This is a genomic window from Streptomyces verrucosisporus, from assembly GCF_017114865.1.
GTDB lineage: Bacteria > Actinomycetota > Actinomycetes > Streptomycetales > Streptomycetaceae > Streptomyces > Streptomyces fenghuangensis.
Map to the genome: position 1 here is coordinate 49,385 of NZ_JADEYH010000028.1, position 13,338 is coordinate 62,722.

Below are 13,338 nucleotides of genomic sequence, written 5' to 3' on the forward strand. Positions count from 1 at the left end.
GGAACGGGCGCCCCGCCGTCCCCTTCCGGCCGCCCGCGACCTCCCGCGACCGCCGCCCTCCGTTCCCGGCCGTCAGCCGCCGGTCCCGGCCGCCGCCTCGTCGTCGTCCGGCTCCGGCGCCGGGGCGCGGACCGGCTCGACCAGGACCGTGACGATGCGGTTGCGGCGGCCGGCCGGGGACTCGGCGGTCAGCCGCAGACCGCGCAGCGCCGGCTCGCCCCGGTGGTCGGTGTGGTGGCCGCCGCGGTGCTCGCCGCGCCCCTCCGGCACCTCCACCGTCGCGGTGGCGCCCGCGATGGGGACGCGGCCCAGGAGCTTGGCCAGCAGCCCGCCGACCGTCTCCACGTCCTCGTCCTCCAGGTCCAGGCCGTACAGCTCGCCCAGGTCGCCCAGGTCCAGGCGGGCGGTGACCCGGTGGCGGCCCTCTCCCAGGTCCTCGACGGGCGGCAGCTCCCGGTCGTACTCGTCGGTGATCTCGCCGACGATCTCCTCCAGGATGTCCTCGATGGTGACGATCCCGGCGGTGCCGCCGTACTCGTCGACCACGACGGCGACGTGGTTGCGGTCCTTCTGCATCTCGCGCAGCAGGTCGCCGGCGTTCTTGGTGTCGGGGACGAAGACGGCCTGCCGCATCGCCGTGGAGACCAGGTCGTTCTCGGTCTCGCGGTTGATGTGGACCTTCCGGGAGAGGTCCTTGAGGTAGACGATGCCGACGATGTCGTCCTCGTTCTCGCCGGTCACCGGGATGCGGGAGAAGCCCGAGCGCAGGGCCAGGGTGAGCGCCTGGCGGATGGTCTTGAACCGCTCGATGGAGACCAGCTCGGTGCGCGGCACCATCACCTCGCGCACCAGGGTGTCGCCCAGTTCGAAGACCGAGTGCACCATGCGGCGCTCCTCGTCCTCGATCAGCGCCTCCCGCCCCGCCAGGTCCACCATGGCCCGCAGTTCGGCCTCGGTGGCGAACGGGCCCTTGCGGAAGCCCTTGCCCGGGGTCAGGGCGTTGCCCAGGAGGATCAGCAGCTGCGGCAGCGGGCCGAGCACACGGGCCAGCGGCAGCAGCACGTACGCGGCGGCCGTGGCGGTGTTCAGCGGGTGCTGGCGGCCGATGGTGCGCGGCGAGACCCCGACGGCGACGTAGGAGACGAGCACCATCGCGCCGCCGGCCGCGGCCAGCGCCTGCCAGGTGCTGTCGAAGGTGTGCAGGAAGCCGTAGGTGACCAGGACTCCGGCCGACATCTCCGCGGTCACCCGCAGCAGCAGGGCGAGGTTGAGGTACCGGGTGGGGTCGGCGGCGACGGCGGCGAGCTTGGCCCCGCCGCGCCGCCCGGAGCGTACGGCCTCCTCGGCGCGGTAGCTGGTGGTGCTGGCCAGGCCGGCCTCGGCGCAGGCGGCCAGCCAGGCGAGGCCGACCAGCAGGACCGCCGCGGCGATCAGCGGGGTGCTCATGTCGTCGTCGGGGCCGGGGAGGGCCCCTCCATGCCGCGCTCGGCGCGCCAGCCGTCGACGATCGCCGCCTGGAGGCCGAACATCTCGGTCCGCTCGCCGGGCGTCTCGTGGTCGTAGCCGAGCAGGTGGAGCACCCCGTGGACGGTGAGCATCTGCAGCTCCTCGTCCATGGAGTGCTTCGTCGGGGCGTCGGCGCCCTGCTTCTCGGCGACGTCGGGGCAGAGCACGATGTCGCCGAGGAGGCCCTGCGGGGGCTCGTCGCCGTCCTTGGAGGGCGGGCGCAGCTCGTCCATGGGGAAGGACATCACGTCGGTCGGGCCGGGGAGGTCCATCCACTGCTTGTGGAGCTGCTCCATGGCGTCGGTGTCGACGGCGATCACCGACAGCTCCGACAGCGGGTGGATGCGCATCCGGGCGAGGGCGTAGCGGGCGATGTCGAGGATCGCCCGCTCGTCGATCTCGCGGCCGGACTCGTTGTTGACGTCGATCGACATGTGGGTGGCGGTTGCTTTCCGTTACTTTCGGTCACTGCCGTCGGTGGTGCCGTGGCTGTCGTCGTAGCGCTGGTAGGCGTCGACGATACGGCCGACCAGCTTGTGCCGCACGACGTCGGTGCTGGTGAGCCGCGAGAAGTGGACGTCCTCCACGCCTTCGAGGATCTCCTGCACCTGGCGCAGGCCGCTCCTGGTGCCGCCGGGCAGGTCGACCTGGGTGACGTCGCCGGTGATCACGATCTTGGAGTCGAAGCCGAGCCGGGTGAGGAACATCTTCATCTGCTCGGGATTGGTGTTCTGCGCCTCGTCCAGGATGATGAAGGCGTCGTTGAGCGTCCGGCCGCGCATGTACGCCAGCGGCGCGACCTCGATCGTCCCGGCGGCCATCAGGCGCGGGATCGAGTCGGGGTCGAGCATGTCGTGCAGCGCGTCGTACAGCGGCCGCAGATACGGGTCGATCTTCTCGTAGAGGGTGCCGGGCAGGAAGCCCAGCCGCTCCCCCGCCTCGACGGCGGGCCGGGTCAGGATGATGCGGGTGACCTGCTTGGACTGCAGGGCCTGCACCGCCTTGGCCATGGCGAGGTAGGTCTTGCCGGTGCCCGCCGGGCCGATGCCGAAGACGACGGTGTGCTTGTCGATCGCGTCCACGTAGCGCTTCTGGTTGAGCGTCTTGGGGCGGATCGTGCGGCCGCGGTTGGACAGGATGTTCTGCGTGAGCACCTCGGCGGGTGTCTCCTGGGCGCCGCCGTCCGCGTCGCGGAGCATGGCGATCGATCGTTCCACCGCATCCTCCGTCAGCGGCTGGCCGGTGCGCAGCACCAGCATCATCTCGTCGAAGAGCCGCTGGACGAGTTCGACCTCCGCCGTCTCGCCGGTCGCGGTGATCTCGTTCCCGCGCACATGGATGTCCGTCGACGGGAAGGACTTCTCGATCACACGGAGGAGGGAGTCGCCGGAACCCAGCACCGTCACCATCGGGTGCTTGGCCGGGACGGTGAAACGGGCACTCGCTTGGGTGGACCGTGCCTGGTCCGTCTGTGTCTGAGTCATGGGCCGGCTCTGTGGCCTGCGCGTCCCTCTCTGTCGCTGCTGTGCCGCCGGTCTGTGTAGCCGCCGCGCGCCTGGACTTCCAGGGTACGACGTGGCGCTGACAGGTCAGTAGCGATTTGTATGCCCGGGCTCCGCGGGCGGGCGCCGCGGGGCGGGTCGGGGCCGGCGGAAGCCGATGGTCGGCACCGCCCGGCGCAGCGGCCACGGCCGGGCGCAGCCGGGCAGCAGTGCCTCCAGGAAGCCGTAGCGGCTCAGGGCGGCCGGATCCTGCTCGTCGAAGTCGCGCACCCGCTGCCACCAGGCGGCGACCTCGACCCAGCCCGGCGCGGACAGCGAGCCGCCGAACTCCTGTACCGACAGGGCGGCGGTCAGTCCGGCGAAGGCCAGCCGGTCGGCCAGCGGCCAGCCGGCCAGGGTGCCGGTGACGAAGCCGGCCACGAACACGTCCCCGGCGCCGGTGGGGTCCAGCGCCTCCACCGAGATGGCGGGCACCTCGGCGGTCTCGCCCGTGGCGCCGTCCACCGCGACGGCGCCCTCGGCCCCCATGGTCACCACGGCCAGCGGCACCCTCTCGGCCAGGCGGCGGGCGGCGGCGCGGGGGCAGTCGGTGCGGGTGTAGCGCATCGCCTCCTGCGCGTTGGGCAGGAACGCCTCGCAGTGCTCCAGGTCGGCGAGGTCGTCCGGGTCCCAGCGACCGGTCTCGTCCCAGCCGATGTCGGCGAAGACCCGGCTGCCGGACCGGGCCGCACGCGCGATCCACTCCTGGCTCCCGCCGGGCCGGAGGGAGGCGACGCAGGCGCGGGCGGCGGGCGGGTCGCCGGGGGCGGGCTCCTCGGGCCGGGGGGCCTCGTGCCCGTGGGAGACCATCGTCCGCTCGCCCTCGTAGGCCATCGAGACGGTGACCGGCGAGTGCCAGCCGGGTGCGGTGCGCGACAGCGACAGGTCGATGCCCTCGCCCTTCTCCAGCGCCTCCCAGCAGTACTCGCCGTACATGTCGTCGCCGAAGGCGGCGGCGAGCGAGGTGCGCAGGCCGAGCCGGGCCAGGGCGGTGGCCATGTTGGCGACACCGCCGGGGCTCGACCCCATGCCCCGCGCCCAGGACTCGGTACCGCGCACCGGCGCCGAGTCCAGACCGGTGAAGACGATGTCCAGGAAGACCGTCCCGGTCAGATAGACGTCGCGGGGCGGGTCGTCGGGGGTGCGGAGCGCGGCGAGCGGGTCGAGCATGCGGCCAGTGTGCACGATCGGCGCGGTGGGCCGGCCGCGGGTTGCGCACGGCGTCACCAGCGCGGTACGGAGGGGGCTTCCCAGTCCGGATCGGCCCGGCGCATGGCGGCGGCGTCGTCCCGGTCGCGCATCGGGCCGTCGTCGGCCAGCCACCGGCGGTGGAGAGCGTCGAGGCGCTCGCGGTCCAGGACGACGCCCAGGCCGGGGGCGTCGGGGACGGTGACGGCGCCTTCGCGGAAGGCGATGCGCTCGGTGAGCACCTCCTCGGTCTGCCAGGGGTAGTGGGTGTCGCAGGCGTGCTCCAGGCCGGGGACGGTGGCGGCGACATGGGTCATGGCGGCGAGGCTGACGCCCAGGTGGGTGTTGGAGTGCATGGACACCCCGACGCCGAAGGCGCGGCAGACCGCGGCCAGTTGCTGGGTGTTGCGCAGCCCTCCCCAGTAGTGGTGGTCGCTGAGCAGCACCTGGACGGCTCCGGTGGTGAACGCCCCGGCGATCTCCGGGAAGGTGGTCACGCACATGTTGGTGGCCAGTGGCAGCCCTCCGGCCCGCGCGGCGACCTCGGCCATCGCGGGTGTGCCGGCGACCGGGTCCTCCAGGTACTCCAGCACGTCGCGCAGTTCGTCCGCGGCCTTCAGCGAGGTCTCCACCGACCAGGCGCCGTTGGGGTCCAGGCGCAGGGGCCTGCCGGGGAAGGCATCCGCCAGCGCCCGCACGGCGGCGATCTCCTCCTGGGGCGGGAAGACCCCGCCCTTGAGCTTGAAGGAGCCGAAGCCGTGGTCGGCCGCGAGACGGCGGGCCTGAGCGACGATCCCGGCCGGGTCGAGGGCGGCGCCCCAGTCGTCGCCGACCGCTCCCCGGCCGTCGCTGCCGCCCACCGCACCGCCGGGGTGGGCGGCCCAGCGGTAGAACAGGTAGGCGCTGTACTCGACCCGGTCGCGCACCTTCCCGCCGAGCAGGGCGTGCACGGGCATTCCCAGCGCCTTGCCCAGAGCGTCCAGGCAGGCCACCTCGAAGCCGGAGACGACGGACAGCCGCAGCTTGCCGGCGGTCTGGACGCCGCGCAGTCCGCCGACGTCCACCGAGCCGTCCGTGCGGTGGCCGTCCAGGGGGAGTCCGCCGGCGAGGGCGAGCAGCCCGTTCAGGTCGCTGACCGGGTGTCCGGGCAGCCGCCGGGCGAGGGAGCGCGCCAGGTCCAGGTACTTGGTGTCGCCGTAGGTCTCCCCGACCCCGGTGGCGCCGCCGGCCGTGACCACCTCGACGATCAGGCGCGGGGTGTACGGCTGGTGGACACCCTGGGTGTTGAGCAGGGGCGGGTCGGCGACGAGGATCGGGGTCAGGCGCACCTCGGCGACGGTCAGGTCCTTCATCGGCGACTCCTGTCGGGTCGGGGCCGACTGCGGCGGGCGCCCGGGTCGGGACCGCCCCACCACCGGCCTGTTCTCCTATGTGAACCCTGTCCATGTGCGAAGACGGAGACTAGGTACGGCGGAGGTGGGCGTCAAGAGTGCCCGTACGTTTCCGGAAAGGGGCGCGCCCCGGCGCCGGCCGGAAGCGGGCCGGGCCGGCGCTGAGAGGGGCGCGGACCGGGGCTCGGGGGGGCAGGAAGCGGGCGGCGGTCAGCGCCGCCGGGGCACCGGCACCCGCATCAGGTCCTCGGCCACGGTCAGCTCCCCGGCGAACCCCGCCTCCCGGGCCTGGGCGGCGAACCGGGCCGGGTCGTCGTAGCGCTGCGAGAAGTGCGTGAGCACCAGGTGCCGCACCCCCGCCCGCGCCGCGACGGAGGCGGCCTGGCCCGCTGTGAGATGGCCGTACTCCTGCGCCAGGGCCTCCTCCTCGTCGAGGAAGGTGGCCTCGATGACCAGCATGTCGCAGCCCTCGGCGAGCGCGTACACGCCCTCGCACAGCCGGGTGTCCATCACGAAGGCGAAGCTCTGCCCGGGACGGGTCTCGCTCACCTCGTCAAGGGTGACCCCGCGCAGCTCGCCCTCGCGCTGGATGCGGCCGACGTCCGGGCCGGAGATGCCGTGGGCGGCGAGCCGCCCGGGCAGCATCCGGCGCCCGTCGGGCTCGACCAGGCGGTAGCCGTAGGACTCCACAGGATGGGACAGGCGCCGCGCCTGGAGGGTGTACGCGGCGGTGGCGGCCAGCGTGCCGTCGGCGCCGACCGGCTCCTCGCGCAGCTCGGCCGTCTCTCGGTAGGCGGTGGCGTACCGCAGGCGGTCGAAGAAGCGCTGCCCGCTCGCCGGGTAGTGCGCCGTGACCGGGTGCGGCACCCGGTCGAGGTTGATGCGCTGGATGACCCCGGCAAGGCCCAGGCTGTGGTCGCCGTGGAAGTGGGTGACGCACAGCCTGGTGAGGTCGTGGGCGGCCACGCCCGCGCGGAGCATCTGGCGCTGGGTGCCCTCGCCGGGGTCGAACAGCAGCGCCTCGCCGTCCCAGCGCAGCACGTAGCCGTTGTGGTTGCGCCGACGGGTGGGCACCTGGCTGGCGGTGCCCAGCACGACCAGTTCGCGTACGGACAACGGGCTTACCCGGGGGGCCAGTTCAGACCGCGTCCGCCCAGGACGTGGGCGTGCGCGTGCCAGACGGTCTGCCCGGCGCCCGCGCCGGTGTTGAACACGATCCGGTAGCCGACGGTGGCGCCCCCGGGCGGGGCGATGTTCTCCTGCTCGGCGACCTCGCCCGCCGCGCGCAGCACGTCGGCGGCCAGTTGCGGGGCGGCGGCGGCCAGCGCGGCGGCGTCGGGGTGGTGCTCCTTGGGGATCACCAGCACATGGGTGGGCGCCTGCGGGTTGATGTCCCGGAAGGCCAGCGTGGTGTCGGTCTCGTGGACGATCGTCGCCGGGACGTCCCCCGCGACGATCTTGCAGAACAGGCAGTCCGCCTGCGGTTCCTCCGCCACGGTGGCGCCTCCCGCTGTGAGGTGGGTCGATCGGTGGTCACGCAGCGCCGATCGTACCCCGGCCCCGGCGCCGGTGATCAGGACCAGCGGCCGGTGCGTCCCAGCAGCAGCGCCGCCGCCGCCGTGCCCGCCGTGGAGGTGCGCAGCACGCTCGGGCCCAGCCGGTACGGGCGCGCGCCCGCCCGCTCGAACTCCTCCAGCTCCTCCGGGGCGACCCCGCCCTCCGGGCCGACGACGAGCACCAGCTCGCCCTCGGCCGGCAGCCCGGCGGCAGCCAGCGGCCGCGAGCCCTCCTCGTGGAGGACCGCGGCGAAGGCCGCGGACGACAGCAGCGGAAGCAGCTGCCGGGTGGTCGCCGGCTCGGCGACCTCCGGGAAACGCAGCCTGCGCGACTGCTTGCCGGCCTCGCGCGCGGTGGAACGCCACTTGCGCAGCGCCTTCTGCCCGCGCTCGCCCCGCCACTGCGTGACGCAGCGCGACGCGGACCAGGGCACGATCGCGTCCACGCCCGTCTCCGTCATCGTCTCCACGGCCAGCTCGCTGCGGTCGCCCTTGGGCAGGGCCTGGACGACGGTGATCCGCGGGCGCGGCTCCGGCTCGGTACGCACCTCGGTGACGGCGACCTCCAGGCGCTCCTTCCCCTCGACGGCCGCGACGGTGCCGAAAGCACCGGTGCCCGCCCCGTCGGTGAGGACTATCTCCTCGCCCTCGCGCAGCCGCCGTACCGCGACGGCGTGGCGGCCCTCGGGCCCCTCCAGCGCCAGCACGGCGCCGGGAGCGGCACCGGCCAGGGCCGCGGTCTCGACCAGGAAGACGGGGGCGGTCACAGCGGCCGCCCGGCGGGGTGCGCCGGCCGGGCGGCCGGGGTGATCAGCTCGGTGGGCATGACAGCATCCTGCCACGCCCGCCGGGGTGGGCCCCCGGGCCCCCGGCCGGCCCGCCCCAGCACCGCCTCAGCGACCGTTGAACGCATCCTTCAACCGCGAGAACAGCCCTTGCTGCCCCGGCTGGAACTGGCCCGTGGGCCGCTCCTCGCCCCGCAGCTTGGCCAGGCGGCGCAGCAGCTCCTCCTGCTCCGGGTCCAGCTTGTTCGGCGTCTGGACCTCCACGTGGACGATCAGATCGCCGCGGCCGCCGCCGCGCAGATGCGTCACGCCGCGCTGGTGGAGCGGGATCGACTGGCCGGACTGGGTGCCGGGCCGGATGTCGACCTCCTCCAGGCCGTCCAGCGTCTCCAGCGGGACCTTGGTGCCCAGCGCCGCCGCCGTCATGGGGATGGTGACCGTGCAGTGCAGGTCGTCGCCGCGCCGCTGGAAGACCGGGTGCGGCACTTCGTGGATCTCGACGTACAGGTCGCCCGCCGGGCCGCCGCCCGGGCCGACCTCGCCCTCGCCGGCGAGCTGGATGCGGGTGCCGTTGTCGACGCCGGCCGGGATCTTCACCGTCAGGTTGCGCCGCGAGCGCACCCGGCCGTCGCCGGCGCACTCCGGGCAGGGGGTGGGCACGACCGTGCCGAAGCCCTGGCACTGCGGGCAGGGGCGCGAGGTCATGACCTGGCCCAGGAAGGACCGGGTGACCTGCGAGACCTCTCCGCGGCCGCGGCACATGTCGCACGTCTGCGCGGAGGTGCCCGGGGCCGCCCCCTCGCCGCTGCACGTGGTGCAGACGACCGCCGTGTCCACCTGGATGTCCTTGGTGGTGCCGAAGGCCGCCTCGTCCAGCTCGATGTCGAGCCGGATCATGGCGTCCTGGCCGCGCCGGGTGCGGGACCTCGGCCCGCGCTGGGAGGCGGCGCCGAAGAAGGCGTCCATGATGTCGGAGAAGTTCCCGAAGCCCCCGCCGAAGCCGCCGCCCCGGCCCGCGCCGCCCGTGGGGTCGCCGCCGAGGTCGTACATCTGCTTCTTCTGCGGGTCGGAGAGCACCTCGTAGGCGGTGTTGATCTCCTTGAACCGCTCCTGCGTCTTCGGGTCCGGGTTGACGTCAGGGTGCAGTTCGCGCGCGAGCCTGCGGAAGGCCTTCTTGATCTCGTCCTGCGAGGCATCGCGCTGTACGCCCAGGACCGCGTAGTAGTCGGTTGCCACTTACGACTCCGCGAGGATCTGTCCGACGTAACGTGCCACTGCGCGTACCGCTCCCATCGTTCCGGGGTAGTCCATGCGGGTCGGCCCGACCACACCGAGCTTGGCGACCGCCTCGTCTCCCGAACCGTAACCGACCGAGACGACCGACGTGGACGTCAGCCCCTCGTGAACATTCTCATGACCGATTCGCACCGTCATGCCCGGTTCCTTGGCCTCCCCCAGCAGCTTGAGCAGGACGACCTGCTCCTCCAGAGCTTCCAGCACCGGCCGGATGGTCAGCGGGAAGTCGTGCACGAAGCGGGTGAGATTGGCGGTGCCGCCGATCATCAGCCGCTCCTCGGTCTCCTCCACCAGAGTCTCCAGGAGGGTGGCGAGCACCGTCGAGACCGTGCCACGGTCCTCGGCGTCGAAGGACTCCGGCAGGTCCTGCACCAGCCTGGGCACCTCCGAGAAGCGCTCGCCGACCACCCGGCTGTTGAGCCGGGCGCGCAGATCGGCCAGGGACGACTCCGAGATGGGGGCCGGGCAGTCCACCATGCGCTGCTCGACCCGCCCGGTGTCCGTGATCAGCACGAGCATCAGACGCGCGGGGGCCAGGAGCAGCAGCTCGACGTGGCGGACGGTCGAGCGGGTCAGCGAGGGGTACTGGACGACGGCGACCTGCCGGGTGAGCTGGGCCAGCAGCCGTACGGTGCGGCTGACGACGTCGTCGAGGTCGACGGCGTCCTCCAGGAAGTTCTGGATCGCCCGGCGCTCCGGCTTGGACAGCGGCTTGACGCCCGCCAGCCTGTCGACGAACAGGCGGTACCCCTTGTCGGTGGGGACGCGGCCCGCGCTGGTGTGCGGCTGGGCGATGTACCCCTCGTCCTCCAGGGCCGCCATGTCGTTGCGCACGGTGGCCGGGGAGACCTGGATGTTGTGCCGCTCGGTGAGCGCCTTGGACCCCACCGGCTCCTGCGTGCCGACGTAGTCCTGGACGATGGCGCGCAGGACTTCGAGTCTGCGTTCGCTGAGCATCTGGGCGCACCTCCCGTCCGGCCGTCTCTTTCCGGTCCTCTTCCCTGGCGTTCCCTGGCACTCTCGACCGGTGAGTGCCAGTCACCCTGTGCCAGTGTACGGCCGGTGACCGTGGCCGGGGCAAGGGCGGGCGCCGACCGGGAAGGGCGATCCCCGCCACATCCCGGCGGGCACCGCCCGCGTGATGGCGTTAGCGTCGCGGTATGGAGACGGATTGGGAAGAGCTGTCGCCTGGAGTCGTGCGCCGCCGCATGCCCGGCTGGGACGAGACGGTGGGGGCCGTCGCGGGCGAGTCGGGGATGCTGGTGGTCGACACCGGCGCGACGCTGGGTGACGGCGCGCGCGTCCGGCGGTACCTGCACGAGCGCTTCGGGCTGCCGGTGACCCATGTGGCGCTGACCCATCCGCACTTCGACCACGTCCTGGGCGCCTCGGCCTTCGCCGGGGTGGAGGTCTACGGGGCGGTGGGGATCGAGGAGCTGCTGGTCCACTCGAAGGACGAGTTGCGCCAGGACGCCGTGCGGCACGGCGTGGACCCGCGGGAGGCGGCCGAGGCGGTCGACGTGCTCGTCCACCCGCACCACCGGGTGGCCGGTGAGCTGACCGTCCAGCTGGGCGGCCGGGAGGCGCTACTGGCCAACGTCGGCCCGGCGCACACCGCCCACGACCTGGCCGTCGTGGTCCCCGGCGTGCCGGGCGGGCCGGACGTGGTCTTCTGCGGCGATCTGGTGGAGGAGTCCGGCGAGCCGCAGACGGGCCCGGACTCCCACCCCGTCCACTGGCCGGCCGCGCTGGACCGGCTGCTCGCCCTGGGCGGCGAGGACGCGCGGTACGTGCCGGGCCACGGGGCGGTGGTGGACGCCGCCTTCGTCCGCGCCCAGCGCGAGGCGCTGGCGGAGCGCTTCGGCACCGCCTGACGGATACCCCGGCGGATTTCCGCCCCAGGTTTCGCGGGGACGATCCCGTAACACAATGACCGCATGCGCAGCAGACGGTACGGCCCCGACCTGACCCCTCCGTGGAAGCGGACCTCGGGGAACCACAGGCCCGCGCCCGAGGTGCCCGCCGAGCCGGACCTGGTGGTGGAGGAGGTCACGACCGGTTTCTGCGGGGCCGTGGTGCGCTGCGAGAAGACGGCACAGGGGTTCACCGTCACGCTGGAGGACCGCTTCGGCAAACACCGGGTCTTCCCGATGGAGCCGCGCGGTTTCCTGCTGGAGGGCAGGGCCGTCACCCTCGTCCGGCCGCGGGCGGCGGCCCCGCCCGCCCCGAAGACACCCCGGCGCACGGCCTCGGGGTCGGTGGCGGTGCCGGGCGCCCGCGCGCGGGTGGCTCGGGCGGGGCGCATCTACGTCGAGGGGCGCCACGACGCGGAGCTGGTGGAGAAGGTCTGGGGCGACGACCTGCGGATCGAGGGCGTGGTCGTGGAGTACCTGGAGGGCGTGGACGACCTCCCGGCGGTCGTGGAGGCCTTCGGCCCCACTCCCGGGGCCCGGCTGGGCGTACTGGTGGACCATCTGGTGCCCGGCTCCAAGGAGTCCCGGATCGCCGCCGCGGTCACCGGTGAGAACGTGCTGGTCGTCGGCCATCCGTACATCGATGTCTGGGAAGCGGTCAAGCCGTCCGCCCTGGGCATCGGCGCCTGGCCCCGGGTGCCGCGCGGCCAGGACTGGAAGACGGGGGTGTGCCGGGCGCTGGGCTGGCCGGAGAACACCGGCGCGGCGTGGAAGCGGATCCTGGGGAGCGTGCGCGACTACACGGATCTGGAGCCGGGGCTGCTCGGCCCGGTCGAGCGGCTGATCGACCACGTCACGGTGGGCGGACCGACCGGTCCGTGATCCTCCGGGGGACGGGACCCGGTCCGGGGCGGGTACGGGACAATGGACCCCATGCCCTCCGTACTGCCCGACGGCGAGCCCGTCCCCGCCGACGGTTCCCTGCCCGCGCACGCCCTGGCCGGCGCGGCGCGGCGCCCCCTCGGCTTCTACCTGCACGTGCCGTACTGCGCGACGCGCTGCGGCTACTGCGACTTCAACACCTACACCGCGAGCGAGCTGCGCGGCTCCGGCGGTGCGCTCGCCTCGCGGGAGAACTACGCGCGGACGCTGGCCGAGGAGGTACGGCTGGCGCGCAAGGTGCTCGGCGACGACCCCCGGCCGGTTCGGACGGTCTTCGTCGGCGGGGGCACCCCCACCCTGCTGCCCGCCGCCGACCTGGGGCGGATGCTGGCCGTGGTCCGCGAGGAGTTCGGGCTGGCGGAAGGAGCCGAGGTCACCACGGAGGCCAATCCCGAGTCCGTCGACGCCGCCTACCTGGCCGAGCTGCGCGAGGCGGGCTTCAACCGGATCTCCTTCGGCATGCAGAGCGCCCGGCGCCATGTGCTGTCCGTGCTGGACCGCACCCATACCCCCGGCCGCCCCGAGGCGTGCGTGGCCGAGGCCCGCGAGGCGGGCTTCGAGCACGTCAACCTGGATCTGATCTACGGCACCCCGGGCGAGAGCGACGACGACTGGCGGGCCTCGCTGGAGGCCGCCCTCGGCGCCGGCCCCGACCACGTCTCGGCGTACGCGCTGATCGTGGAGGACGGCACACGGCTGGCCTCCCGCATCCGGCGCGGCGAGGTGCCGATGACGGACGACGACGTGCACGCCGACCGCTACCTGATCGCCGAGGAGATGCTGTCGGCGGCCGGTCTCCGCTGGTACGAGGTGTCGAACTGGGCGGTGACGGAGGCCGCCCGCTGCCGCCACAACGAGCTGTACTGGACGGGCGCCGACTGGTGGGGCGCCGGTCCGGGGGCGCACAGCCACGTCGGCGGGGTGCGCTGGTGGAACGCCAAGCACCCCGGCGCGTACGCCCAGGCGCTCGCCGAAGGCCGTTCGCCGGGCGTGGGCCGTGAAGTGCTGGACGGCGGGGACCGGCGCGTGGAGCGGATCCTGCTGGAGCTGCGGCTGGTGGACGGCGTACCGCTGGACATCCTGGCCCCGGCCGGTGCGCGCGCCGCCGAGCGGGCGCTGGCGGACGGGCTGCTGCGCCCGGAGGCGTACGAGCGCGGGCGCGCGGCGCTGACCCTGCGCGGCCGGCTGCTGGCCGACGCGGTCGTCCGCGACCTGGTGGA

At 73.6% G+C, this 13,338-nt stretch carries 13 protein-coding genes; 3 read left to right on the top strand and 10 right to left on the bottom strand.

From position 1 onward, the window contains the following. Positions 1-72 precede the first annotated feature (72 nt). From IQ279_RS23385 to hrcA, 10 genes are all read right to left on the bottom strand, one after another. Positions 73-1,446, bottom strand: coding sequence for a hemolysin family protein (locus IQ279_RS23385; protein WP_206351166.1), 1,374 nt, complete (start codon positions 1,444-1,446; stop codon positions 73-75). Continuing rightward, positions 1,443-1,940, bottom strand: a complete 498-nt coding sequence (gene ybeY / locus IQ279_RS23390) for an rRNA maturation RNase YbeY (RefSeq protein WP_206351168.1) — start codon at positions 1,938-1,940, stop codon at positions 1,443-1,445. The genes IQ279_RS23385 and ybeY overlap by 4 nt, the downstream gene beginning before the upstream one ends. Positions 1,941-1,961: 21 nt before the next feature. Further along, on the bottom strand, positions 1,962-2,990 hold the full coding sequence (locus IQ279_RS23395; protein ID WP_206351169.1) for a PhoH family protein: 1,029 nt from the start codon (positions 2,988-2,990) through the stop codon (positions 1,962-1,964). Positions 2,991-3,095: 105 nt separating this feature from the next. Continuing rightward, positions 3,096-4,217 (bottom strand): PfkB family carbohydrate kinase, encoded by a 1,122-nt coding sequence (locus tag IQ279_RS23400; protein WP_206351170.1) that lies wholly within the window; start codon positions 4,215-4,217, stop codon positions 3,096-3,098. Positions 4,218-4,270: 53 nt separating this feature from the next. Next, a complete protein-coding gene (locus tag IQ279_RS23405; RefSeq protein ID WP_206351171.1) occupies positions 4,271-5,587 on the bottom strand; it encodes an enolase C-terminal domain-like protein in 1,317 nt (438 codons plus the stop codon). Positions 5,588-5,836: 249 nt separating this feature from the next. Continuing rightward, positions 5,837-6,742, bottom strand: coding sequence for a ribonuclease Z (locus tag IQ279_RS23410; RefSeq protein ID WP_206351172.1), 906 nt, complete (start codon positions 6,740-6,742; stop codon positions 5,837-5,839). A gap of 5 nt (positions 6,743-6,747) precedes the next feature. Further along, positions 6,748-7,122, bottom strand: coding sequence for a histidine triad nucleotide-binding protein (locus tag IQ279_RS23415; RefSeq protein WP_206351173.1), 375 nt, complete (start codon positions 7,120-7,122; stop codon positions 6,748-6,750). Positions 7,123-7,199: 77 nt separating this feature from the next. Beyond that, entirely contained in the window at positions 7,200-7,949 is a 750-nt protein-coding gene (locus IQ279_RS23420) for a 16S rRNA (uracil(1498)-N(3))-methyltransferase (protein ID WP_206351174.1), read from the bottom strand. Positions 7,950-8,075: 126 nt separating this feature from the next. Beyond that, the gene (gene dnaJ, locus IQ279_RS23425; RefSeq protein ID WP_206351175.1) at positions 8,076-9,203 is read right to left on the bottom strand and encodes a molecular chaperone DnaJ; all 1,128 of its coding nucleotides are present in this window, start codon (positions 9,201-9,203) and stop codon (positions 8,076-8,078) included. Further along, positions 9,204-10,220, bottom strand: coding sequence for a heat-inducible transcriptional repressor HrcA (gene hrcA / locus IQ279_RS23430; protein ID WP_206351176.1), 1,017 nt, complete (start codon positions 10,218-10,220; stop codon positions 9,204-9,206). 203 nt (positions 10,221-10,423) lie between these two features. On the opposite strand from hrcA, the gene IQ279_RS23435 reads away from it, so the two are divergent. The 3 genes from IQ279_RS23435 to hemW all read left to right on the top strand — a co-directional run. After that, positions 10,424-11,137, top strand: coding sequence for an MBL fold metallo-hydrolase (locus IQ279_RS23435; RefSeq protein WP_206351177.1), 714 nt, complete (start codon positions 10,424-10,426; stop codon positions 11,135-11,137). 63 nt (positions 11,138-11,200) lie between these two features. Then, positions 11,201-12,058: a DUF3097 domain-containing protein gene (locus IQ279_RS23440; protein ID WP_206351179.1), complete on the top strand. Its 858-nt coding sequence runs from the start codon at positions 11,201-11,203 to the stop codon at positions 12,056-12,058. Between the two features lie 51 nt (positions 12,059-12,109). Beyond that, positions 12,110-13,338 (top strand): radical SAM family heme chaperone HemW (gene hemW / locus IQ279_RS23445; protein ID WP_206351181.1); only part of this gene is annotated, 1,229 nt, incomplete at its 3' end.

What these genes read in the sequence shown, in the direction of transcription:
- IQ279_RS23440 (WP_206351179.1), top strand. Translation starts at nt 11,201, where the DNA reads ATGCGCAGCAGACGGTACGGCCCCGACCTGACCCCTCCGTGGAAGCGG.
- IQ279_RS23395 (WP_206351169.1), bottom strand. Translation starts at nt 2,990, where the DNA reads ATGACTCAGACACAGACGGACCAGGCACGGTCCACCCAAGCGAGTGCC.
- hrcA (WP_206351176.1), bottom strand. Translation starts at nt 10,220, where the DNA reads ATGCTCAGCGAACGCAGACTCGAAGTCCTGCGCGCCATCGTCCAGGAC.
- IQ279_RS23400 (WP_206351170.1), bottom strand. Translation starts at nt 4,217, where the DNA reads ATGCTCGACCCGCTCGCCGCGCTCCGCACCCCCGACGACCCGCCCCGC.
- IQ279_RS23385 (WP_206351166.1), bottom strand. Translation starts at nt 1,446, where the DNA reads ATGAGCACCCCGCTGATCGCCGCGGCGGTCCTGCTGGTCGGCCTCGCC.
- IQ279_RS23405 (WP_206351171.1), bottom strand. Translation starts at nt 5,587, where the DNA reads ATGAAGGACCTGACCGTCGCCGAGGTGCGCCTGACCCCGATCCTCGTC.
- ybeY (WP_206351168.1), bottom strand. Translation starts at nt 1,940, where the DNA reads ATGTCGATCGACGTCAACAACGAGTCCGGCCGCGAGATCGACGAGCGG.
- IQ279_RS23435 (WP_206351177.1), top strand. Translation starts at nt 10,424, where the DNA reads ATGGAGACGGATTGGGAAGAGCTGTCGCCTGGAGTCGTGCGCCGCCGC.